The following is a 23,040-nucleotide window of genomic DNA, read 5'->3' as shown; positions in this document are numbered from 1 at the left end:
TAGACGGCTACTTCCCTATCGGCGTGGCCTCTCCGGCATGCGCGCGCGTTTCCTGCGTCATGGCCGCACGCGGCCGCTGGCCGAAGAGCCGCTGCGCGCGCAACTGCTCAGCGCCGAACAGATGGCTGCGCACGGCGAAGCCCTGGCGCGGACCCACCGGGTGCATGCCGGGCGCAGCCCCGAGGTGTTGCTGGCGCGGCTGAAACAGAACGAGGACGTGCTGCGCGACGCCCTGGCGATGCTCGCGGCGATGGTCCGCGACGACATCCGCGTCACGCCCGCCGGCGAATGGCTGCTGGACAATTTCTACCTGGTCGAAGAACAGATCCTGATCGCGCGGCGGCATCTGCCGGCCGGCTACAGCCGCCAGCTGCCGGCGCTGGCGCAAGGCGCCTCGGCCGGGTTGCCGCGCGTGTATGCCTTGTCGATGGACGCCATCGCCCACGGCGACGGCCGCATCGACGCCGACATCGCCAGCCGCTTCATCGCCGCGTACCAGACGGTGACGCCGCTGAAGCTGGGCGAGCTGTGGGCGATCCCGATCATGCTGCGCCTGGGCCTGCTGGAAAACCTGCGCCGGGTCGCGGCGCGGGTGATGCGCGACGGCATCGACCACCGCCTGGCCAGCGACTGGGCCGACCGGCTCAATACCACCGCCGTGCAGGATCCCAAGAGCGTGGTGCTGGTGGTCGCGGACATGGCGCGCTCGCAGCCGCCGCTGTCCGGCGCGTTCGTCGCCGAACTGGTGCGCGGCCTGCACGGGCGCGGCGGGGTGCTGGCGATGCCGGTGACCTGGGTCGAGCAGTGGCTGGCCGACGGCGGCCAGCGCATCGACGACATGGTGCATGCGGAAAGCCAGCAGCAGGCCGCCGACCAGGTCTCGATCAGCAACAGCATCGCCAGCCTGCGTTTGCTGGCGACGCTGGACTGGCGCGATTTCGTCGAGGAGCTGAGCGCGGTCGAAGCGCACCTGCGCCGCGATCCGCATGGCACCTATGCGCAGATGGACTTCCAGACCCGCGACAGCTACCGGCACAGCGTCGAGCTGTTGGCGCGGCGCAGCGGCGCCAGCGAGGACGCGGTGGCCGCGTGCGTGCTGCAGCTGGCGCAAGCGGCGAGCGTGGACGACCGCCGCCATGTCGGCTACTACCTGGTCGACGACGGCCAGCGCGACCTGCCGGCGGCGATCGCCGCATTGCCGCGCGCGCGGCGCCGGCCGTCCGTGGCGCGGCGCACGCTGCCGTTGCCGGCGTATCTGCTGCCGATCGCGGCCATCGCCGGATTCGGCAGCTGGACGTTGCTGGGCCAGTTGCAGGCGCTGGCCACTGTGCCGGCATGGCTGTGGGCGAGCACCGCGCTGCTCGGCGGACTGGTGTTCAGCGAACTGGGCGTGGCGCTGGTCAACTGGGCGGCGACGCTGCTGGTGGCGCCGCGCACGCTGCCGCGGATGGATTTTTCCAAGGGCATTCCGGCCGGCGCGCGCACCCTGGTGGTGGTGCCGAGCATGCTCAGCGACGCGGCCACGATCGACGAACTGGCCGAGGCGCTGGAAGTGCGGTTCCTGGCCAATCGCGATGCGCAGCTGCATTTCGCGCTGCTGACCGATTTCCTGGACGCCGCCCAGGCCACGCTGCCCGGCGACGCGGCGCTGCTCGCGCATGCGGCGCAGCACATCGTGCGGCTCAACCAGCGCTATGCGCCGGAAAGCGGCGACCGGTTCTTCCTGTTGCACCGCCCGCGGCTGTGGAGCGCCGGCGAACGCGCCTGGATCGGCCACGAACGCAAGCGCGGCAAGCTGGCGGCGCTGAACCGGCTGTTGCGCGGCGGGGCCGCCGACGCCGATTTCAGTGCGGTGATCGGCAGTACCGCGCTGCTGGCCCAGGTGCGCTACGTGATCACCCTGGACGCGGACACGCGGCTGCCGCGCGATGCGGCACGCGAGTTCGTCGCGACCCTGGCGCATCCGCTGAACCGCGCGCGCATCGATCCGGCGCTGGGCCGGGTGACCCGCGGCTACGGCATCCTGCAGCCGAGCGTGGGCAGCAGCATGAGCGGCCACCGCATCACCCGCTACGCGCGCCTGTTCGGCAGCGAGCCGGGCATCGACCCGTACACGCGCACCGTGTCCGACGTGTACCAGGACCTGTTCGGCGAAGGCTCGTTCGTCGGCAAGGGCATCTACGACGTGGATGCGTTCGAGCAGGCGCTCGACGGCCGCCTGCCGGACAACCGCATCCTCAGCCACGACCTGCTGGAAGGCTGCTACGCGCGCGCCGGCCTGGTCAGCGACGTGCGCCTGTTCGAGGACTATCCGGCGCGCTACGCGACCGACGTGAAGCGCCGCGCGCGCTGGATCCGCGGCGACTGGCAGCTGTTGCCATGGCTGCTGCCGTGGGTGCCCGACGCCGCCGGCCGCTACCGGCGCAATCCGCTCTCGGCGCTGTCGCGCGGCAAGCTGCTGGACAACCTGCGCCGCAGCCTGGTGCCGATCGCCGCCACCGCGTTGCTGGCGACCGGCTGGCTGTGGCTGCCGCGGCCGGCGGCGTGGACCGCCTGGCTGCTGGGCCTGTTCGTGCTGCCGATCGTGGTGCCGGCGCTGCACGACGTGGTCGCCAAGCCGGTGGACATGGCCTGGCGCATGCACCTGGGCACGCTGGGCAAGGCCTGGGCGACGCAGTTGCAGCGCGCGCTGCTGGCGCTGGCCTGCCTGCCGTACGAGGCGGGCTATGCCGCGTCGGCGATCGTGCGCACGCTGTGGCGCATGCTGGTCAGCCGGCGCCGCCTGCTGCAATGGCATGCGTCCGGCGACGTGGCGCGCAGCCTCGGCCGCGGCAATGCGGCCGAGCTGGGCGGGATGGCGCCGGCGGCGCTGTTCGCGCTGGCGCTGCTGGGCCTGCTGGCCTGGCGGCAGCCGCATACGCTGTGGGTCGCCGCGCCGATCCTGGCACTGTGGAGCGTGGCCCCGGCGCTGATGGCGTGGATGGGCCATGCCGACGCGCCGCGCCGCGCACAGCTGGCGCCGCCGCAGCGCGCCTTCCTCGGCCGGCTGTCGCGCCGCACCTGGGCGTTCTTCGAAGTGCACATGCGCGCGCAGGACCATTGGCTGCCGCCGGACAACGTGCAGGAGCATCCGCAGCTGGTGGTGGCGCGGCGCACCTCGCCGACCAATATCGGCCTGGCCCTGCTCGGCAACCTGGCCGCCTACGACCTGGGCTACCTGCAGCCGGGCGGGGTGATCGAACGCACCCGGCTGACCCTGGCGACGATGGAGACGCTGCCGCGCCACCGCGGCCATTTCTACAACTGGTACGACACCGAGACCTTGCAGGCGCTGCCGCCGACCTACCTGTCGACGGTGGACAGCGGCAACCTGGCCGGGCATCTGCTGACCCTGCGCCAGGGCCTGCTGGCGCTGTGCGATGCGCCGTTGCTGGCGGTCGCGACCTTCGACGGGCTGGCCGACACGCTCGGCGTGCTGCGCGAGACCGCGCACGACAGCCACCCCGAGGTGGCCGCGCTGCAACCGGTGTTGCAGGACGTCGAGCAGCGCCTGGAAGCATTGCGTGCGGCCCCGCCGCAGACGCTGGCGCAGGCCTGGCAGGCGCTGTGCGCGCTGGCCGTGCAGGCGGCGGTGATCGCCGAGCGCTGGCCGCCGCCGCTGCCCAGCGCGGAGCGGTCCGCCGACGCACTGGCGCCGCACTGGCCGCAGGCGCTGCTGGAGGCGTGCAGCACCGCGCAGCAGGAGCTGCATGCCTTCGCGCCGTGGGCCACGCTGGCCGAGCGCGACGACGCGTGCATCCCCGCCACCGAGTCGCCATTGCCGACGTTGCGCGAGCTTGCGGCGCAGACCCGCGACGCCGAGGCCGCCGAGCGCGCGCGGGCGCGCATCCACCAGCTCGAGCGCCTGGCGCACATCGCCGGGCAGCTGTCGCTGATGGAATACGGCTTCCTCTACGATCCGGCGCGGCGCCTGCTGGCGATCGGCTACAACGTCGACGAGCGGCGCCTGGACCAGGGCTATTACGACCTGCTGGCCTCCGAAGCGCGGCTGTGCAGCTTCGTCGCCATCGCCCAGGGCCAGCTGCCGCAGGAAAGCTGGTTCGCGCTCGGCCGCCAGCTCACCGAGGTCGACGGCGAAGCGACGCTGCTGTCGTGGAGCGGCTCGATGTTCGAATACCTGATGCCGCAGCTGGTGATGCCCAGCTATGCCGACACCTTGCTCGACCAGACCGCGGTGCATGCGGTCAACGCGCAGATCGCGCACGGCGCGCGGCATGCGCTGCCGTGGGGCGTGTCCGAGTCCGGCTACAACGCGGTCGATGCGCGGATGAACTACCAGTACCGCGCATTCGGCGTGCCCGGGCTGGGCCTCAAGCGCGGCCTCGGCGAGGACCTGGTGATCGCGCCGTACGCCAGCATGATGGCGCTGATGGTGGCCCCGGAAGCGGCCTGCGCCAACCTGCAACGGCTCACCGAGGCCGGCTTCGGCGGCCGTTTCGGCCTGCACGAGGCGATCGACTACACCCCCAGCCGGGTGCCGCCGGGCCAGGACCACGCGCTGATCCGCTCGTACATGGCGCATCACCAGGGCATGGGCCTGCTGGCGCTGGACCACCTGCTGCGCGAGCAGCCGATGCAGAAGCGCTTCGCCGCCGATGCCGAGTTCCAGGCCACCTTGCTGCTGCTGCAGGAGCGGATTCCGCGCGTGGGCGTGTTCCATCCGCAGGAAGCGGACGGCGCCGCGCGCGGCGCCCAGGACGCGCGCGAGGACGAGACCCAGCTGCGCGTGTTCCGCGATCCCGGCGCGTCGCGGCCGGCGGTGCAACTGCTCTCCAACGGCCGCTACCACGGCCTGCTGACCAGCGCCGGCGGCGGCTACAGCCGCATGCGCGACATGGCCATCACCCGCTGGCGCGAAGACGCCACCCGCGACCATTGGGGCAGCTTCTGCTACCTGCGCGACGTGGACAGCGGCGACTACTGGTCGGCCGCCTACCAGCCCACCGCGGTGGCGGTGGACCAGTACGAGGCGATCTTCTCCGACGCCAAGGCCGAGTTCCGCGGGCGCAAGCGCGGCTTCGACACGCACCTGGAAGTGGCGATCTCCGCCGAGGACGACATCGAGCTGCGCCGCCTGCGGGTCAGCAACCGCTCGCGCCACCCGCGCACCATCGAGATCACCACCTATGCCGAAGTGGTGCTGGCGCCGGCGATCGCCGACGAACTGCATCCGGCCTTCAGCAACCTGTTCGTGCAGACCGAGATCGCCCGCGACAAGCAGGCGCTGCTGTGCACGCGGCGCACGCGGGCGCACGACGAGGTCGCGCCGTGGATGTTCCACCTGGTGGCGGTGCACGACGCGCACATCGGCGCGATTTCCTACGAGACCGACCGCGCGCGCTTCCTCGGCCGCGGCAACAGCGCGCGCAGTCCGCGTGCGCTACGCGAGGACGCGGTTCTTTCCGATACCGCCGGCTCGGTGCTCGACCCGGTGGTCGCGATCCGCTGCCGGATCGTGCTGGCGCCGGAGCAGACCGCGATGATCGACATGGTCTACGGCGTGGGCGGCGACCGCGCCGCGTGCGCGGCGCTGATCGACAAGTACCGCGACCGGCGCCTGGCCGACCGCGTGTTCGACCTGGCCTGGACCCACAGCCAGGTGGTGCGTCGCCAGATCAACGCCTCGCAGGCCGACGCGCAGCTGTACGAGCGCCTGGCCGGGTTGATGGTGTACGTGCATCCGGCGCTGCGCGCCGACAGCGAACTGCTGCTGCAGAACCGGCGCGGCCAGTCCGGGCTGTGGGGCCATGCGATCTCCGGCGACCTGCCGATCGCGCTGCTGCAGATCGGCGATGCCGACAACATCGAACTGGTCCGGCAGATGGTGCAGGCGCATGCGTACTGGCGGCTCAAGGGCCTGCATGCGGACCTGGTGATCTGGAACGAGAGCCAGAGCGGCTACCGGCAGCAACTGCAGGAGCAGATCCTGGGCATGATCGCGGCCGATCCGGATGCCAGCGTGCTGGAGCGCCCCGGCGGCATCTTCGTGCGCCCGGTGCAGAACATCTCGCAGGAAGACCGCATCCTGCTGCAGGTGGTGGCGCGGGTCATCGTCAGCGACCAGCGCGGCACCCTGGCCGCGCAGATCGGCCGGCACCTGCCGCCGCCGCGCGGCGTGGCCGAGCTGGTGCCGCTGCCGGCCGCCGCGCTGGCCGAGGCACGCGAGCACGCGCAGGCGCTGGCACCGCTCGCGCACGCGGCCGGCGATGCGCACGAGGATCCGTGGCCGTTCGCGCCGGCGCAGGCCGAGGTGCTGTTCGACAACGGCACCGGCGCCTTCGCCGCCGACGGCCGCGAATACCTGGTGACGCTGCGCGAGGGCGCGCCGACCCCGGCGCCGTGGTCCAACGTGCTGGCCAATGCGCAGCTGGGCACGGTGCTCAGCGAAAGCGCCGCCGGCTACACCTGGTTCGAGAACGCGCACGAGTTCCGCCTGTCGCCGTGGCACAACGACCCGGTCGGCGACGCCTGCGGCGAAGCGTTCTACCTGCGCGACGAGGACAGCGGCCGGGTCTGGTCGCCGCAGGCGCTGCCGCGCCGCGGCGAAGGCGAGTACCGCACCCGCCACGGCTTCGGCTACAGCGTCTACGAGCACGTGCACGACGGCATCGCCAGCGAGCTGTGGGTGTACGTGGCGCTGCACGAGGCAGTGAAGTTCTCGGTGCTGAAGCTGCGCAACCTGTCCGGGCGCAGCCGGCGCCTGTCGGCGACCGGCTATGTGGAATGGGTGCTGGGCGACCTGCGGGTGAAGTCGCAGATGCACGTGGTCACCGAACAGGACGGCGCGCATGGCGCGCTGCTGGCGTGCAATCCGTACAACGCCGAGTTCTCCGCGCGCACCGCGTTCTTCGACGTGGACGCGGCCGCGCGCAGCTGCAGCGGCGATCGCACCGAGTTCCTCGGCCGCAACGGCGACATGGCCGACCCGCAGGCGCTGCGCCGCGAACGCCTGTCCGGGCGCCTGGGCGCCGGGCTGGATCCGTGCGCGGCGATCCAGGTGCCGCTGGGCCTGGCCGCCGGCGCCGAGTGCGAGACCGTGTTCCGGCTCGGCGCGGGCAAGGACCGCGATGCCGCGGTGGAACTGGCGCGGCGCATGCGCGGCCGCGACGCCGCGCACGACGCGCTGGATGCGGTGCGCATCCACTGGCGCCAGTTGCTCGGCGGCCTGCAGGTGAAGACCCCCGATCCGAGCGTGGACCTGCTGGTCAACGGCTGGCTGCCGTACCAGACTCTGGCCTGCCGCTACCTGGCGCGCAGCGGCTACTACCAGTCCGGCGGCGCGTTCGGTTTCCGCGACCAGCTGCAGGACATGATGGCGCTGGTCCACGCCACTCCGGCGCTGGCGCGCGAGCATCTGCTGGCCAGCGCCGCGCACCAGTTCCCGCAGGGCGACGTGCTGCACTGGTGGCATCCGCCGCAGGACCGCGGCGTGCGCACGCGCTGCTCGGACGACTACCTGTGGCTGCCGCTGGCGGCGTGCCGCTACCTGCAGGTCACCGGCGACCGCAGCGTGCTCGACGAGGACGTGCGCTACATCGAAGGCCGCAGCGTCGGCGCCGACGAGGAGTCGTACTACGACCTGCCGGCGCCGTCGAACCAGCGCGCGCCGCTGTATGCGCACTGCGTGCAGGCGCTGCGCCGCGGCATGGACCTGCTCGGCGAACGCGGCCTGCCGCTGATCGGCACTGGCGACTGGAACGACGGCATGAACCGGGTGGGCGAGGGCGGCAAGGGCGAGAGCGTGTGGCTGGGCTTCTTCCTGTTCCATGTGCTGCAGCAGTTCGCGGCGCTGGCGCGCAGCCGCGACGACGGCGCGTTCGCCGACGAGTGCGACGCGGCGGCGCATGCCTTGCGCGGCAATCTCGAAGCGCATGCCTGGGATGGCGACTGGTACCGCCGCGCCTGGTTCGACGACGGCACCGCGCTGGGCTCGGCGGACAACGCCGAATGCCGCATCGACTCGATCTCGCAGAGCTGGTCGGTGCTGTCCGGCGCCGCCGCGCCGGCGCGTGCGCGGCAGGCGATGGCCGCGCTGGACCGGCACCTGGTCAAGCGCGATGCCGGCCTGATCCAGTTGCTGGAGCCGCCGTTCGACCGCATCGAGCACGATCCCGGCTACATCCGCGGCTACGTGCCGGGCGTGCGCGAGAACGGCGGCCAGTACACGCATGCGGCGGTGTGGGCGGCAATGGCCTTCGCCCGCCTCGGCGACGGCGAACGCGCCTGGGAACTGGCGCGGATGATCAACCCGATCCGGCACAGCCTGGATGCGGCGGCCAGCGAGCGCTACAAGGTCGAACCCTACGTGCTCGCCGCCGACGTCTATGGCGTGGCGCCGCACGTGGGACGCGGCGGCTGGACCTGGTACACCGGCTCGGCGGGCTGGATGTACCGGCTGCTGGTCGAATCGCTGCTGGGCCTGCAGCGCGAGGGCGACAGCCTGCAGCTGCGGCCGTGCCTGCCGGCCGACTGGGCGCGCTGCGAGCTGCATTACCGCCATGGCGGCAGCAGCTACCACATCGAACTGCTGCAATCGCTTGCCGATCCTGCGGAGGTCGGCGCGGATGCCGACGACGGCAGCGGCCTGTTCGTGGACGGCGTGCGCCAGGACGATGCGCGCATCGCGCTGGTCGACGACGGCAAGACCCATCGCGTGCAATGGCGGCCACCGCGCGCGCCGGCATGAACACGCACGCGCAGACCCAGGCGGCGCTGGCGCATCTGGCGCAGATGCTGCCGGAGTGGACCGCGCATCTGCAGCATCCGGCCGAATTCTGGCCGCAGTTCAGCGCGCTCGCGCAGGAACTGCTGGATGCGGCTGCCCCGTGCGATCGCGCGCAGGCGCGCCAGGCGCTGGCGGCGATGCTCGCCAGCAACGCGATCGACGCCTGCATGCTGCCTCCCTGAATGCCGCGCTGAACGCATTTGCATGGCACCGCCACGCTGGGCTCACGGCATGGTCACCCGGGTTGCACGGCGCCTGCGCCCACACTGCGTGCCACGCCGTCGCAAACAGGACACCTCCCCGATGCAAGCCCTCACCTATCACGGCACCAAAGACGTGCGCGTGGAAACCGTTCCCGATCCGGTCCTGATCGACGCCGACGACATCGTGCTGCGCGTCACCGCCACCGCGATCTGCGGCTCCGACCTGCATCTGTACCGCGGCAAGATTCCCGATCTGCACAGCGGCGACGTGCTCGGCCACGAATTCATGGGCGTGGTCGAAGAGGTCGGCCCCGACGTGACCCGGGTGAAGAAGGGCGATCGCGTGGTGATCCCGTTCGTGATCGCCTGCGGCGAGTGCTTCCACTGCCGGTTGACCGAGTACGCCGCCTGCGAGACCACCAACACCGGCAAGGGCGCCGCGCTGAACCAGAAAGGCATCCGCCCGCCGGCGGCGCTGTTCGGCTACAGCCACCTGTACGGCGGCGTGGCCGGCGGCCAGGCCGAGTACGTGCGCGTGCCCAAGGCCAACGTCGGCCCGCTGGTGGTGCCGGACGCGCTGCACGACGAGCAGGTGCTGTTCCTGTCCGACATCCTGCCCACCGGCTACCAGGCCGCGCTCAACGCCGGCGTGGGCCAGGGCAGCACGGTGGCGATCTTCGGCGCCGGCCCGGTCGGCCTGATGACCGCCGCGTGCTGCCGCATGCTCGGCGCCGAGCGCATCTTCATGGTCGACCGCTATGCGTACCGGCTGGATTTCGCGCAGAAGACCTATGGCGTGATCCCGCTCAATTTCGAGGACATCGACGATCCGGCCGACATCATCGTCGGCCAGACCGACGGCCGCGGCGTGGATGCGAGCATCGATGCGGTCGGCTTCGAGGCCAAGGGCAGCACGGTGGAGACAGTGATGGCCACGCTGAAGCTGGAAGGCAGCAGCGGCACCGCGCTGCGCCAGTGCATCGCCGCCACGCGCCGCGGCGGCACGGTCAGCGTGCCCGGCGTGTATGCCGGCTTCATCCACGGCTTCCTGTTCGGCGACGCCTTCGACAAGGGGCTGAGCTTCAAGATGGGCCAGACCCACGTGCAGCGTTTCCTGCCGGAACTGCTGGAGCACATCGGCGAAGGCCGGCTCAAGCCGAACGAGATCATCACCCACCGCATGGGCCTGGCGCAGGCGGCCGATGGCTACGCGATCTTCGACAAGAAGGAACAGGACTGCCGCAAGGTGATCCTGACGCCGTAACCGGCGTGCCGCGTCGCCGCCGCCGATGGCGGCGGCAAGGCGCAGGCGCGTTGCATGAACTCTTTATCGATGTGCACGCCGCCGCGCGGCGTGCACACGTTGCGTGCGCGTCGCGCCTGCTGTGATCGCGCCTCCCCCCGACATCGCACCCGACGCACGCCAGTGCGGCCACCGCCGGCGCTGCCTGCCGCCTTTGCACAGAGAAGCCTCTTGACCGAATTGCGTTCCCCCACCGCCCTGGGCGATGCCTGCGATCTGCGCAGCGCCGCCCTGCATGTCCTCGCGCGCCATCCGCAGCTGCCGTTGCCCGGCGGTGGCGACACCCTGGACCGCTGGCGGATCCTGGCCGAGATCGCCGCCACCGACGTGTGCCTGGCCAAGGTGCTGGAGGCGCATTACGACGCGCAGGCGATCCTGGCCGAACTCGGCGCCGCGCCGCCGCCATCCGGGCAGCTGCTCGCGGTATGGGCCGCCGAAGCGCCCGATGCGCGCCTGGCCTATCGCGGCGACGCGGCGCACGGTGGCCACGTCGACGGCCGCAAGGCCTGGTGCTCCGGTGCGGGCATGGTCGATGGCGCGCTGCTCACCGCCCACGACGCGGACCGCCAGCAACTGGTGCAGGTACAACTGCGCCAGCCCGGCATCGCCATCGATACGCAGGCCTGGGCGGCGGTGGGCATGGCGCGCGTGGTCAGCGGGCCGGTGACGTTCGCCGCGGTGCCGGCGAGCGCGGTCGGTGCGCCGGGCCAGTATCTGGCGCGCCCGGGGTTCTGGCACGGTGGCGCCGGCATCGCCGCCTGCTGGTTCGGCGCGGCGTGCGCGGTGGCCGAGCGCCTGCGCGCGCATCCCAAGCTGCAGCGCGACGCGCACGCGGCGATGCACCTGGGCGCGATCGACCAGCAGCTCGGCGCGGCGCGCGCGCTGCTGCGCGAACTGGCCGCGGCCATCGACGCCGCCCCCGAGGACGAGCACCGGCATGCGGTGATCCGGCTGCGTTCGTTCGTGGAACGCGCCGCCACCGACATACTCGATCGCGTCGGCCGCGCGCTGGGACCGGCGCCGCTGTGCAGCGATCGCGAACACGCCATGCGTTGCGCCGATCTTGCGGTGTTCGTGCGCCAGAGCCATGCCGAACACGATTGGGCGGCGCTGGGCCAGGCGCTGGGCGAGCAGGCGCAACCATGGCGGCTGTGAGCGCGCCGCGGATCCACGGCGCCGGCACGCCGGAGTCGGCATGGCGGCGCTCGCCGTGGCTGGCGGCCTTGCCGCAGCGCCCTGTGGAGGACCTGATCGCCGGCGCATCCAGGCTGGTGGTGGTGTCGCCGCATCCGGACGACGAAGCGCTGGGCTGCGGCGGCGCGGTCGCCTGCGCGCGCCGGCTGGGGCTGCCGGTGTGCCTGATCGCGGTGACCGACGGCGAAGCCTGCTACCCGGACGACCCTTACTGGACGCCGCAGCGCCTGCGCGCCGTGCGCCGCGCCGAACTGGCCGTGGCCGCGCGCTGCCTGGGCGTGGTGGACGCCGCTGCGATCTGCCACCTGGGCGTCGCCGACGGTCAGGTCGGCAAGGGCGAATCGATGATCGCCGAACACCTCCACGCGCAGCTGCAGGCCGGCGATCTGGTGCTGACCACCTGGCGCCACGATGGCCATCCGGATCACGAGGCCTGCGCACGCGCGGTGCGGCACGCGGTCGCTGCCAGCGCCGCACGCCTGGCCGAATTCCCGGTCTGGGCCTGGCACTGGCTGGACGCCGACGCATCGCCGCAGGCCCTGCAGGGCGCGGTCCGCTACACCTTGCGCGATGCCGACTGGCAGGCCAAGCAACAGGCGCTGCGCTGCTTCGCCTCGCAACTGGGCACCGCGCACCCGCCGGTGCCGGCGCCGATCCTGCCACCGCAGGTGCTGCAACGTTTCGCCCGCCGCTTCGAGGTGTTTGTCGCATGAGTTCGGTCCAGGAGTATTTCGGCGCCATCTACCGCGACGACGATCCGTTCGGCTATCGCGAGCGCTGGTACGAAGCGCGCAAGCGCGCGCTGTTGTTGGCCAGCCTGCCGCGCGCACGCTTCGAGCGCGCCTGGGAATTCGGCTGTTCCAATGGCGAATTGACCGCGGCCCTGGCGCCGCGCTGCGCTGCGTTGTTGGCCACGGACCTGTCCGAACGCGCGGTGGCCCTGGCCACGCAGCGCAATGCCGATGCCGCGCATGTGCAGGTGCGGCAGGCCGAGCATCCGCGCAGCTGGCCGCCGGGCCGCTTCGACCTGATCGTGTTCAGCGAGGTCGGCTACTACCTGCCGTTGCCGCTGCTGCAGGACTGCATCCAGCGCCTGCGCGCGTCGCTGACCGAACAGGGCGTGCTGGTCGCCTGCCACTGGCTGCATCCGTTCGCGCAGGCGCGCATGGACGGGCGTGCCGTGCATGACTGCCTGGCGCAGACCCTGCAGCTGCCGCGGCTGTTGCGCTACGAGGACGACGACGTGCTGCTCGAAGCCTGGAGCGCCACGCCGTATTCGGTCGCCGCCGCGGAGCGCCTGCGGTGATCGCGGTGCTGATTCCGGCGCACGACGAGGAACTGCTGATCGGCGCCTGCCTGCGCTCGGTGGCGCTGGCGGCGCAATGCGCCGGCCTGCGCGGCGAGCCGGTGCAGGTGTTCGTCGCCCTGGACCGCTGCAGCGACGGTACCGCCGGCATCGTCGCCGCCCATGGCGCGCAGGCCATCGTGCTGCACGCCGGCAATGTCGGCAGCGCACGTGCGGCGGCGGCGCAGGCCGCGCTGGCCGCCGGCGCGCGTTGGCTGGCGTGTACCGACGCCGACTCGGTGGTGCCGGCGAACTGGCTGTCGGCGCAGCTGGACTGCGCCAGCGATGCGTTCTGCGGCATCGTCACGGTGACCGACTGGGACGACTACGACACCGCCATGCGCGACGCCTACCAGGCCGGCGAATGCCGCCGCGACGACCACCCGCACGTGCATGGCGCCAACCTCGGCATCAGCGCCGAACTGTACCGGCGTTGCGGCGGATTCCTGCCGCTGGCCGCGCACGAGGATGTGGCGCTGGTGGAGGCGATGGTGCGTGTGCAGGCGCGGATCGCGCGCCGCGCGCAGCCGGTGGTGGTCACCAGCGCGCGGCGCGTGGCGCGCGCCCGGGGCGGTTTCAGCGACTACCTGAAGCAGATGGAGCGCAGCCTGGCCGAATCCCTGCTGCCGACACCGGGCGGCGACGTGCTGGCCTGAGACAGCCGCTAGCCCCTCTCCCCTCGGGAGAGGGGTTGGGGTGAGGGTTCCGGCGCGAAGCGTCTCGCGGAGTTGGGTGCACGAGGCTTGCGCCCGTCCCCTCATCCGGCCCTGCGGGCCACCTTCCCCCGAAAGGGGGGCCGTGGTCCCGACGGGAGAAGGAAAAGCCTAGCCCCTCTCCCATCGGGAGAGGGGTTGGGGTGAGGGTCCGGCGCGAAGCGTCTCGTGGAGCTTGGGTGCACGAGGCTTGCGCCCGTACCCTCATCCGGCCCTGCGGGCCACCTTCCCCCGAAAAGGGGGCCGTGGTCCCGATGGGAGAAGGGAGCAGCCTTTAGCCCCTCTCCCATCGGGAGAGGGGTTGGGGTGAGGGTCCGGCGCGAAGCGTCTCGTGGAGCTTGGGTGCGCGAGGCTGGCGCCCGTCCCCTCATCCGGCCCTGCGGGCGCCTTCCCCCGAAAAGGGGGCCGTGGTCCCAGGGGGAGAAGGAACAGCGCGAGCCTGTCGCGCGTAGCCGCCAGCCCCACTGGCCAAGAGGCGGTCGCGGCAACCAGGCACCGGATCCATTCCCATGTCCGTCTCATGACGGCGACGATGCAACAGCCCGCGCATGCCGCCACCAAGGCCCGGGCAATGCGCATTCAGCCATATACGCGGAACCGCGTTCGTGGCGGCCATGCCTCGGGATAAGTTTTGTCCCCGCTTTGTTGCGGGACAGCACCGGACGCCGGCGCAGATCGGGGTTTGTCAATAGGCTTCAAGTGCATCTGCTTATATTTCAACAACTTGAACCATGGCGCCTGCCGCGCCGCCGCCGCCGACGTTGTCCACAAGGGGTGTGGATGACTTCTGCATAAGGGTGTGGATAAGCCCATCGCGGCCACGTGCCACAAGACTGTCAAGAGACATGGCGAAAAATTAGACAGGCGATTTTCGGCGCCCGCATCCGCGCCCCGACCGGAGGGCCGGCGTGGCCATTCGGCGCCCCCGGGCAGGACAATGCCCACCTGCCGCCACGACCATGCGCGGGCGCGTTCGCAGTTTGCCGGCCGGTCGCAGGGGACCGGCTGCGCTTGCCGGGAAAACGTTGCCGCAAGCCGAGCCACCCGCCGCCGCAAACGAAAACCGCGCCATGCGGGTGCATGGCGCGGTCGGGCAGGCATGTCGCGTGCGGCGCAGGCTCAGGCGAGCATGCGCAGCTTCGGCTCGCGGTCCCATTGGCGGGTCTTGGCCGCCTCGATGAAGCCCTTGGCGTTGCCGGCGTCCAGCACGCCGGCATCCTTGACCACGTTGCCGGCCTTCAGCAGCGGCTGCGCGCCGGCATCGGCGGCGATCGCCTTCAGGTGCGCGAAGGCGTTGCTGACGAAATCCACTGCCGCCGACTCCTTGCTCAGCAGCTTGCCCGCCTCGGCCGACAGCACCACCGCCACCGCGTCGAACACGAACGATGGAGTGCCGGCCAGCTGCCCGTCCGCGGCCAGCTTCTTGCCGTCGCTGAGCTTGGCGCCGCCCACCTTCGGCGCGACGATCTTGACCGTGGCGCCGGCATCGCGCGCCGCCTTCTGCAGGGCCTTCACCGTGGCCGCGTCGGAGCCGTCGTGGACCAGGATGCCGATCGTGCGGCCCTGCAGGATGGGCTTCATCTTGCCGATGATCTGCAACGCCGGCGACGGCGGCAGGTCCTGCGGCGGCACCGCGGCCGGCGGCGCCGGCGGCAACGCGTCCATGCCCAGGCCGTCGGCCACGCGCTGCGCCAGCGATGGATCGATGTGGCGCAGGTGCCCGACCACCGCCGCACGCACGTGCGCGGTCTCCACCTTGGACAGTTCGAACACCAGCGCCGAGGCGACATGCGCCTGCTCCGGCTTGCTCTGGCTGCGGAAGAACTGGCGCGCCTGGCTGTAATGGTCGGCGAAGCTCTCCGCGCGCACGCGGCCCTTGGCGCCGTCCTCGCTCGGCGTGGCGTGGCTGGGGAAGCCGCGCGCGCTCTCGCGCGGGGTGTCGTCCTGCAGCGAGCTGGGCTCGTAGGCGACGCGGCCCTTGGGCACGCCCATCTGCATATGCCCGTCGCGCTGCATGTTGGCGAACGGGCACTTCGGCGCGTTGATCGGGATCTGGTGGAAGTTGGGCCCGCCCAGGCGGCTGAGCTGGGTGTCCAGGTAGGAGAACAGGCGGCCCTGCAGCAGCGGATCGTTGGAGAAGTCGATGCCGGGGGCGATGTTGGCCGGGCAGTACGCCACCTGCTCGGTCTCGGCGAAGAAGTTGTCCGGCCAGCGGTCCAGCACCATGCGCCCGACGATCTGCAGCGGCACCAGTTCCTCCGGAATCAGCTTGGTCGAATCCAGGTGGTCGAACGGGAACGTGTCGGCCTCTTCCTCGGTGAACAGCTGCACGCCCAGTTCCCATTCCGGGAAATCGCCTTGCTGGATCGCCTCGAACAGGTCGCGGCGATGGAAGTCCGGATCGGCGCCGGCCAGCTTCACCGCTTCGTCCCAGACCGTGGACTGCAGGCCGAGCTTGGGCCGCCAGTGGAACTTGACGAAGGTGCTGTTGCCGTTGCCGTCGAGCAGGCGGAAGCTGTGGATGCCGAAGCCTTCGATCATGCGCAGCGAGCGCGGGATGGTGCGGTCGCTCATCGCCCACATGATCATGTGCAGCGATTCGGGGGTCAGCGAGATGAAGTCCCAGAACGTGTCGTGCGCGCTGGCCGCCTGCGGGAAGCCGCGGTCCGGCTCCATCTTCACCGCGTGGATCAGGTCCGGGAACTTGATCGCGTCCTGGATGAAGAACACCGGGATGTTGTTGCCGACCAGGTCCCAGTTGCCTTCCTTGGTGTAGAACTTGACCGCGAAGCCGCGCACGTCGCGCGGCGTGTCGACCGAACCGGCGCCGCCGGCCACGGTGGAGAAACGGGTGAACACCGGCGTCTTGACCCCGACCTCGGTGAGGATCTTGGCCGTGGTGTACTTGGCCAGCGAGGCGGTCAGCTCGAAGTAGCCGTGCGCGGCGCTGCCGCGCGCGTGCACGATGCGCTCGGGGATGCGTTCGTGGTCGAAGTGGGTGATCTTCTCGCGCAGGATGAAGTCTTCCAGCAACGTCGGCCCGCGCGGCGTGGCGCGCAGCGAGTTCTGGTTGTCGGCGATCGGAATGCCCTGGTTGGTGGTCAGCGGCGGATGCGTGCCGCCGGCGTGCTGGTGCAGTTCGTCGCCGCGACCGCGCTGGTCGGCGACCGCGCTGGTGTCGACCGGCGTGCTGGAGGGGGTGGGCTTGCTGGGCTTGCGAGGCTGGCTGGCCATGGATGAACGCTCCGGGGGATGAGGCGATACGGCAGAAGAGAGTCGCGCTGCGAACGGATGCAGGCTGTGCGCGGAGAGGTGCATCGGGGTCCGGCCGATGCTGTGCCGGCAGGCGTGAACGGTCCGTGCAACTTGTCCGAGCATGGTGTGAGGACGGCGCGACACCTGTGTCGCAGGTCGCGAAACACGGCGGGGCGTTTTGCATGCAGGGGTGCTGCTTGCCGGCGCCGAATGGCGTAGCGGTCGGCGTTTGCAGCACGCCATGGCCACGTTCGCGGCGGCGGGTGGCTAGGTGCCGGCGAGCGTCCGCGTGGCGAAGCTGTCGTCACAAGGCTACAGGACCGCGGCGCGTGGCCGATAGTGCGTTGGGTCCCACTCCTTCCGAGGGGGCTGCGAGCGTGGGAGGCGTGCAGCGGCCGCGCCCGACGCAGTGCAACAGGGCGTGCGACGGAGACCGAACGTGTTCTTGCCTATCGTCGTCATCGGCTTGCTGTCCGCCCATGCGCTGGTCGCACACGGCGGCGGCACCGGCACGCCCGCCGCGCAATGGTGCGGGCTGGCGGTGCAGGCGATGGCGGTGCTGGCCGTGCTGCGCCGGCTGCGCCGCGCGCCGGCGGCGGACCGCATGCCATGGCGGTTGCTGGGCGCCACGGTCGGCGTGCAGATGCTGTGGACCGGCTGCAATCTGCTGGCGCTGCTGTTGCCGCAGCACGGCGCGGCGCTGCAGCAGCTGGGCGTGATGTTTTCCGGCTCGTCGATGATCCCGGCGCTGTTCCTGATCGCGCGCTCGTTCAACCGGCCACAGCCGCGGCTGATCGTGGCGCTGGATGCGCTGCTGGCGCTGGCCGGCGCCGGCCTGCTGTATCTGCTGATCGACCTGGCGCTGTCGGCCAGCAATGGCTTTTCCGAACCCGACGTCAGCCTGATCATCAACCACGCCGATGCGATGGACCTGCTGCTCGCGTCGATGGCCACGCTGCGCCTGCTCGGCGCCGGCGGCTGCAGCCGCCGCCATTTCTATCTCAGCGCCAGCACCTACCTGTGGGTCAACGGCGCGGTGGCGGCGCTGTACAACCGCATCGAACTGGGCGGGCTGCCGTGGTGGGGCGGGCTGCTGATCGACCTGCCGGGCACGGCCCTGGTGCTGGTGGCGTCGCTGCCGCGCGGCCGCTGGCTGCGCCGTGCGCGGCCGAGCCTGCGTTGCGCGGAGCTGATCGCCGCGTTCGCGCCGATCGTGTTCTCGCTGGCGGTGCTGTTGCTGGCGATCAGCGTGTCGCGGGTGAGCTTCTTCTGGGGCATGGCCGCGGCCACCCTGGCGGTGATGGTGTACGGCGTGCACGTGGCCTTGCTGCACAGCGAGCACCTGGAGATCCAGCGCCTGAGCCGCTTGAGCACGCGCCGCCTGCAGCAGCAGGTGGCGCGCGACCCGCTGACCGGCATCGCCAATCGCGTCGGCCTGGCGGCGCGGCTGCGCGACCTGGACGGCGGCCTGGACTGTTCGCTGCTGATGATCGACATCGATTTCTTCAAGCAGTTCAACGACAGCCACGGCCACGTGGTCGGCGACGCCTGCCTGGTGGAGGTGGCCACCGCGCTGGCCGAGGCCTTGCCCGCGCAGACCGCCACGGTGGCGCGCTACGGCGGCGAGGAATTCGCGGTGGTGCTGCCGGACACAAAGGCCGAAGTCGCGCACGCCATCGCGCGGCGCCTGCTGGCGGCGATCGAGCAACGGCAGATCCCGCACCCGGCCAGCCCGCTGGGCGTGGTCACGGTCAGCATCGGCATCGCCACCCACCCGGCCAGCGCCGAGGCGGTGATCGACCTGCTGCACCACGCCGACGCCGCGCTGTACCGCGCCAAGCGCAACGGCCGCAATTGCTGCGCGCATGCGCAGGACAAGGACGGCGCCCAGGCGGCGACATCGCTGCCGGCCTGATGCGGCACCGCCGCGGTGCGAGTGTGCTGGCCTGGACCGCAGACCAGGATATCCGCGCGGTCAGGCCGGCGTGACGTTCGCCTGGGCGCGCGCGGCGTGGACGAGCGACCCGAAGCGCATGGACGGTGCCGCGTTGCGTCGGGCCAGGCGCGCGCTGGCCACTGCCGTGCATGTGCGGCACCAAGCGCTGGAGACGGGGCGCCGCCGCGCCAGGCTGATGCGGTGCGGGGTGTGGCGCATGCGCGGCCAGGGCGGTGCATCGTGCCATCATCGCGGTTCCATTCCTGCGCCTGTGATCCTGCGATGACGCCCAAGCCCGCCTGGTCGTGGTTACCCGTGTTGCTGGCCGTGGCCGTGGCCGGCGCCGCGCAGGCGCTGGACCCGCCGGCGGTGGCGTATCCCACGTTGCCGGCGCAAGGCCGCGATGCGTCCGCCTTCGTGCCGGCCGGGTGGCGGCTGGAGTTCGAACGCCGCGGCGATCTGAATGGCGATGGCCGCGCGGATCTGTTGCTGGTGCTGAAGATGGCCGAACCGCGCAACGTGCTGGACAACACCGGTTTCGGCCCGGATCGTTTCGACACCAACCCGCGCATGCTGGCGGTCGCCTTCGCCGAGGACGGCGGCTACCGGCTGGCACTGCAGGATCACGCGCTGATCCCGCGGCCGGACGCGCCGAACATGGAGGACTACCTCGACGGCGCCGAACCTTCCATCGCGCGCGGCGCGTTCTCGGTGAACCTGCACCAGTTCGCCAGCGCCGGCAGCTGGAGCACGTCCGAGACCACGTTCCTGTTCCGCTACGGGCATGGCTGTTTCCAGCTGATCGGCTACGACGTGCATGGCATGCACCGCGGCAGCGGCGAAGTCAGCGAGCTCAGCGTGAACTACCTGACCGGCAAGGCCAAGCTCAGCAAGGGCAGCATCGAGGACGCTGCGCTGCGCACGACGTGGCGCCAGCTGCCCAGGCAGGCGCTGCGCTGCCTGCAACAGATCGGCGACGGGCTGGCCTTCGACCCCGGAGTCGAGCGCGACTGAGCGCAGTTGCCGGCGCGGTCGCATGCCGCGTTCCTGTCGGCGTCGCCGCGATCCAGCGCGGCCTTGTCCGCCGCTGGCGGGAGCGAACGCGCGGCGCATGTGGCGGCTCGCGAAAAAGATATCCCTGGCGTGCCGAACGCTCCCCCGGCCGGCGGCGCAGGCCTGTCCATGCGCGTCGTCGGCTCCGGCGACGTCTGCAACCTGGCGGTGACGGAAAGCTGAGGCAATGACGCCCGGTCGCCTGGCGCTGCAGTTGCCTCGGCGGCGGCGTCGGGACGCCGCAAGGCGTCTGGCGCGCTGCGCGCCGCGTTCGGGCATGGCCCTCGAAGCGGCGTGTCCCCAGCCGATCTTCGGCGTTTGCGAAACAAAAAAACCAGCCGCGGAATCCGCGGCTGGTTTTCGGCGCCACTCGGCGATGGCGGCGCGTTACGCCACCACATCGTCCTTGTAGGCATCCACCGGGATGCACGCGCACATCACGTTCTTGTCGCCGTAGACGTTGTCCACCCGCGCCACCGGCGGCCAGTACTTGGCCTGCTTGAGCGTGGGCAGCGGGAACGCGGCCAGCTCGCGCGGGTAGGCGTGGGTCCACTCGCCGGCGGTGACCTGCGCGGCGGTGTGCGGGGCGTGCTTGAGCGGGTTGTCCTCGCGGTCCAGGCGGCCGTCCTCGATCGCGGCGATCTCCTCGCGGATCTGGATCATCGCGTCGATGAAGCGGTCCAGCTCGTGCAGCGATTCGCTCTCGGTCGGCTCCACCATCAGCGTGCCGGCGACCGGGAAGCTCAGCGTCGGCGCGTGGAAGCCGAAGTCGATCAGGCGCTTGGCCACGTCCTCGGCGCCGATGCCGGTGGTCTTCTCCAGCGGACGCACGTCGAGGATGCACTCGTGCGCGACCAGGCCGTTGCGGCCGGTGTACAGCGTCCGGTAGTGCGGGGCCAGGCGCTTGGCGATGTAGTTGGCGTTGAGCAACGCGACCTGGGTCGCCTTGCGCAGGCCGGCGCTGCCCATCATGGTGATGTACATCCAGCTGATCGGCAGGATCGAGGCGCTGCCGAAGCTGGCCGCGCTGACCATGCCGACGTCGCCGTCGCCGCCGAGGGTGCGCGGCAGGAACGGCGCCAGGTGCAACTTCACCGCGCACGGGCCGACGCCCGGGCCGCCGCCGCCGTGCGGGATGCAGAAGGTCTTGTGCAGGTTCAGGTGCGACACGTCCGAGCCCCACTTGCCGGGCTTGGCCACGCCGACCAGCGCGTTCATGTTGGCGCCGTCGGTATAGACCTGGCCGCCGTGCGCATGCACCGCCTCGCAGATCGCCACCACGTCTTCCTCGAACACGCCGTGGGTGGACGGGTAGGTGATCATCAGCGCGGCCAGGCGCTCGCTGTACTTCTCGGCCTGGGCGCGGATGTCGTCGACATCGACGTTGCCGTTGGCGTCGCACTTGGTCACCACGACCTTCATGCCGCACATCTGCGCCGAGGCCGGGTTGGTGCCGTGCGCGGACTCGGGGATCAGGCAGATGTCGCGATGCGCCTCGCCGCGCGAACGGTGATAGGCGCGGATCGCCAGCAGGCCGGCGTATTCGCCCTGCGCGCCGGAGTTGGGCTGCAGGCTGACCGCGTCGTAGCCGGTGCATTCGACCAGCATCGCTTCCAGTTCGCCGATCAGCTGCGCGTAGCCGGCGGATTGCGCGGCCGGCGCCAGCGGATGGATCGCGCCGAACTGCGGCCAGGTCACCGGGATCATCTCGGCGGTGGCGTTGAGCTTCATGGTGCAGCTGCCCAGCGGGATCATGGTGCGATCCATCGCCAGGTCCTTGTCGGCCAGCGCGCGCATGTAGCGCAGCAGTTCGTGCTCGCTGTGGTGGGTGTTGAACACCGGGTGCTGCAGGAACGCGCTGCTGCGCAGCAGGCCCTGCGGCAGCGCATCGGCGGTGGCGGCATCGAGCGCGTCGATGTCGACGTGCGCGCCGAACAGCTGCGCCAGCGCGACCACGTCGGCGCGGGTGCTGGTTTCGTCCAGGCTGATGCCCAGCGCCTCGCTGTCGATCGCGCGCAGGTTGATGCCGGCCGCGCGCGCCTTGGCATGGATCGCCTCGGCGTCGATCGCCTTGACGTGCAGCGTGTCGAAGAAGCGCTCGCCGACGGCGACGCCGGCGCTGCGCAGCGCCGCGGCCAGGATCGCGGCCAGGCGATGGGTGCGCCGGGCGATGCGGGTCAGGCCGTCGGGGCCGTGGTAGACCGCGTACATCGAGGCCATCACCGCCAGCAGCACCTGCGCGGTGCAGATGTTGGAGGTGGCCTTCTCGCGGCGGATGTGCTGCTCGCGGGTCTGCAGGGTGAGGCGGTAGGCGGGGTTGCCGGCCGCGTCGATCGACACGCCGATCAGGCGCCCCGGCATCGAGCGCTTGTAGGCGTCGCGGCAGGCCATGAACGCGGCGTGCGGGCCGCCGAAGCCGAACGGCACGCCGAAGCGCTGCGAGTTGCCGACCACGATGTCCGCGCCCCATTCGCCGGGCGCGGCGATCAGGGTCAGCGCCAGCAGGTCGGTGGCCACCGCGACCAGGCCGCCGCGCGCATGCACGGCCTCGGCCAGCGCCTTGTGGTCGCCGATGTGGCCGAAGCTGTCCGGATACTGCAGCAGCACGCCGAAGCACTCGGCCTGCAGCGCTTCCTCCGGCGTGCCCACGCGCAGCACGATGCCCAGCGGCTCGGCGCGGGTGCGCAGCAGTTCCAGGGTCTGCGGATGCACCGCGTCGTGCACGAAGAAGGTGTCGGACTTGGCCTTGGCCGAACGCTTGGCCAGGGTCATCGCCTCGGCCGCGGCGGTGGCCTCGTCCAGCAGCGAGGCGTTGGCGATCTCCATGCCGGTCAGGTCCGCGCACATGGTCTGGAAGTTGATCAGCGCTTCCATGCGGCCCTGCGAGATCTCCGCCTGGTACGGCGTGTAGGCGGTGTACCAGGCCGGGTTCTCGAGGATGTTGCGCAGGATCACCTTCGGCGTGTGGGTGCCGTAGTAGCCCTGGCCGATGAAGCTGCGCAGCACCTGGTTCCTGTCGGCGATGGCGCCGATCTTGGCCAGCGCCTCCTCTTCGGTGATCGCATCGGGCAGCGCCAGCGCGGCCGGCGACTTGATCTTGCCCGGGACGATGGCGTCGGTCAGCGCCTCCAGCGAGTCGTGGCCGACGGTGCGCAGCATGTGCGCGATTTCGGCGTCGTTCGGGCCGATGTGGCGCTCGACGAAGGCCGAGTGGTGTTCGAGGTCGCGCAGCGAGGGGGTGTGAGACATGGCG

Annotated in this window: 11 protein-coding genes; 9 read left to right on the top strand and 2 right to left on the bottom strand. The window is 71.1% G+C overall.

The window, feature by feature from the left end:
• Positions 1-37: 37 nt before the first annotated feature.
• The 7 genes from AB3X10_RS16470 to AB3X10_RS16440 all read left to right on the top strand — a co-directional run bounded on the left by AB3X10_RS16470 (position 38) and on the right by AB3X10_RS16440 (position 13,486).
• Positions 38-8,746 (top strand): GH36-type glycosyl hydrolase domain-containing protein, encoded by an 8,709-nt coding sequence (locus AB3X10_RS16470; protein WP_369976410.1) that lies wholly within the window; start codon positions 38-40, stop codon positions 8,744-8,746.
• Complete coding sequence (locus AB3X10_RS16465; RefSeq protein WP_369976408.1) at positions 8,743-8,967, top strand: hypothetical protein; 225 nt, start codon at positions 8,743-8,745, stop codon at positions 8,965-8,967. Before AB3X10_RS16470 ends, AB3X10_RS16465 begins: the two co-directional genes overlap by 4 nt.
• 121 nt (positions 8,968-9,088) lie before the next feature.
• Complete coding sequence (locus AB3X10_RS16460; RefSeq protein ID WP_369976406.1) at positions 9,089-10,252, top strand: zinc-dependent alcohol dehydrogenase; 1,164 nt, start codon at positions 9,089-9,091, stop codon at positions 10,250-10,252.
• Positions 10,253-10,462: 210 nt separating this feature from the next.
• Positions 10,463-11,446 carry an acyl-CoA dehydrogenase gene (locus AB3X10_RS16455; protein WP_369976404.1) on the top strand — a complete coding sequence of 328 codons (984 nt, stop codon included), beginning with the start codon at positions 10,463-10,465 and terminating at the stop codon, positions 11,444-11,446.
• Complete coding sequence (locus AB3X10_RS16450; RefSeq protein ID WP_369976402.1) at positions 11,434-12,198, top strand: PIG-L deacetylase family protein; 765 nt, start codon at positions 11,434-11,436, stop codon at positions 12,196-12,198. The genes AB3X10_RS16455 and AB3X10_RS16450 overlap by 13 nt, the downstream gene beginning before the upstream one ends.
• Complete coding sequence (locus tag AB3X10_RS16445; protein WP_369976400.1) at positions 12,195-12,791, top strand: class I SAM-dependent DNA methyltransferase; 597 nt, start codon at positions 12,195-12,197, stop codon at positions 12,789-12,791. Before AB3X10_RS16450 ends, AB3X10_RS16445 begins: the two co-directional genes overlap by 4 nt.
• Positions 12,788-13,486, top strand: a complete 699-nt coding sequence (locus AB3X10_RS16440; protein ID WP_369976399.1) for a glycosyltransferase — start codon at positions 12,788-12,790, stop codon at positions 13,484-13,486. Before AB3X10_RS16445 ends, AB3X10_RS16440 begins: the two co-directional genes overlap by 4 nt.
• A gap of 1,176 nt (positions 13,487-14,662) precedes the next feature.
• Here AB3X10_RS16440 and AB3X10_RS16435 read toward each other — a convergent pair.
• Positions 14,663-16,777, bottom strand: coding sequence for a catalase (locus AB3X10_RS16435; protein WP_369976398.1), 2,115 nt, complete (start codon positions 16,775-16,777; stop codon positions 14,663-14,665).
• 460 nt (positions 16,778-17,237) lie between these two features.
• On the opposite strand from AB3X10_RS16435, the gene AB3X10_RS16430 reads away from it, so the two are divergent.
• A complete protein-coding gene (locus AB3X10_RS16430) occupies positions 17,238-18,713 on the top strand; it encodes a GGDEF domain-containing protein (protein ID WP_369976397.1) in 1,476 nt (491 codons plus the stop codon).
• Positions 18,714-19,016: 303 nt separating this feature from the next.
• On the top strand, positions 19,017-19,748 hold the full coding sequence (locus AB3X10_RS16425) for a hypothetical protein (RefSeq protein WP_369976395.1): 732 nt from the start codon (positions 19,017-19,019) through the stop codon (positions 19,746-19,748).
• Between the two features lie 426 nt (positions 19,749-20,174).
• Here the strand turns inward: AB3X10_RS16425 and gcvP are convergent, their stop codons facing one another.
• Positions 20,175-23,036 carry an aminomethyl-transferring glycine dehydrogenase gene (gene gcvP, locus AB3X10_RS16420; protein WP_369976394.1) on the bottom strand — a complete coding sequence of 954 codons (2,862 nt, stop codon included), beginning with the start codon at positions 23,034-23,036 and terminating at the stop codon, positions 20,175-20,177.
• Between the last annotated feature and the right edge of the window lie 4 nt (positions 23,037-23,040).

It is taken from the genome of Xanthomonas sp. DAR 80977 (genome assembly GCF_041240605.1).
GTDB classification, from domain to species: Bacteria; Pseudomonadota; Gammaproteobacteria; order Xanthomonadales; family Xanthomonadaceae; genus Xanthomonas_A; species Xanthomonas_A bundabergensis.
Note: the sequence above shows the minus strand (reverse complement) of the source record. Positions and strands in the feature narration are given on the sequence as shown.

Excerpts from the sequence above, each read along its gene's own strand:
- AB3X10_RS16445 (WP_369976400.1), top strand. The coding sequence starts at position 12,195 with ATGAGTTCGGTCCAGGAGTATTTCGGCGCCATCTACCGCGACGACGAT.
- AB3X10_RS16425 (WP_369976395.1), top strand. The coding sequence starts at position 19,017 with ATGACGCCCAAGCCCGCCTGGTCGTGGTTACCCGTGTTGCTGGCCGTG.
- gcvP (WP_369976394.1), bottom strand. The coding sequence starts at position 23,036 with ATGTCTCACACCCCCTCGCTGCGCGACCTCGAACACCACTCGGCCTTC.
- AB3X10_RS16470 (WP_369976410.1), top strand. The coding sequence starts at position 38 with ATGCGCGCGCGTTTCCTGCGTCATGGCCGCACGCGGCCGCTGGCCGAA.
- AB3X10_RS16435 (WP_369976398.1), bottom strand. The coding sequence starts at position 16,777 with ATGGCCAGCCAGCCTCGCAAGCCCAGCAAGCCCACCCCCTCCAGCACG.
- AB3X10_RS16450 (WP_369976402.1), top strand. The coding sequence starts at position 11,434 with ATGGCGGCTGTGAGCGCGCCGCGGATCCACGGCGCCGGCACGCCGGAG.
- AB3X10_RS16465 (WP_369976408.1), top strand. The coding sequence starts at position 8,743 with ATGAACACGCACGCGCAGACCCAGGCGGCGCTGGCGCATCTGGCGCAG.
- AB3X10_RS16460 (WP_369976406.1), top strand. The coding sequence starts at position 9,089 with ATGCAAGCCCTCACCTATCACGGCACCAAAGACGTGCGCGTGGAAACC.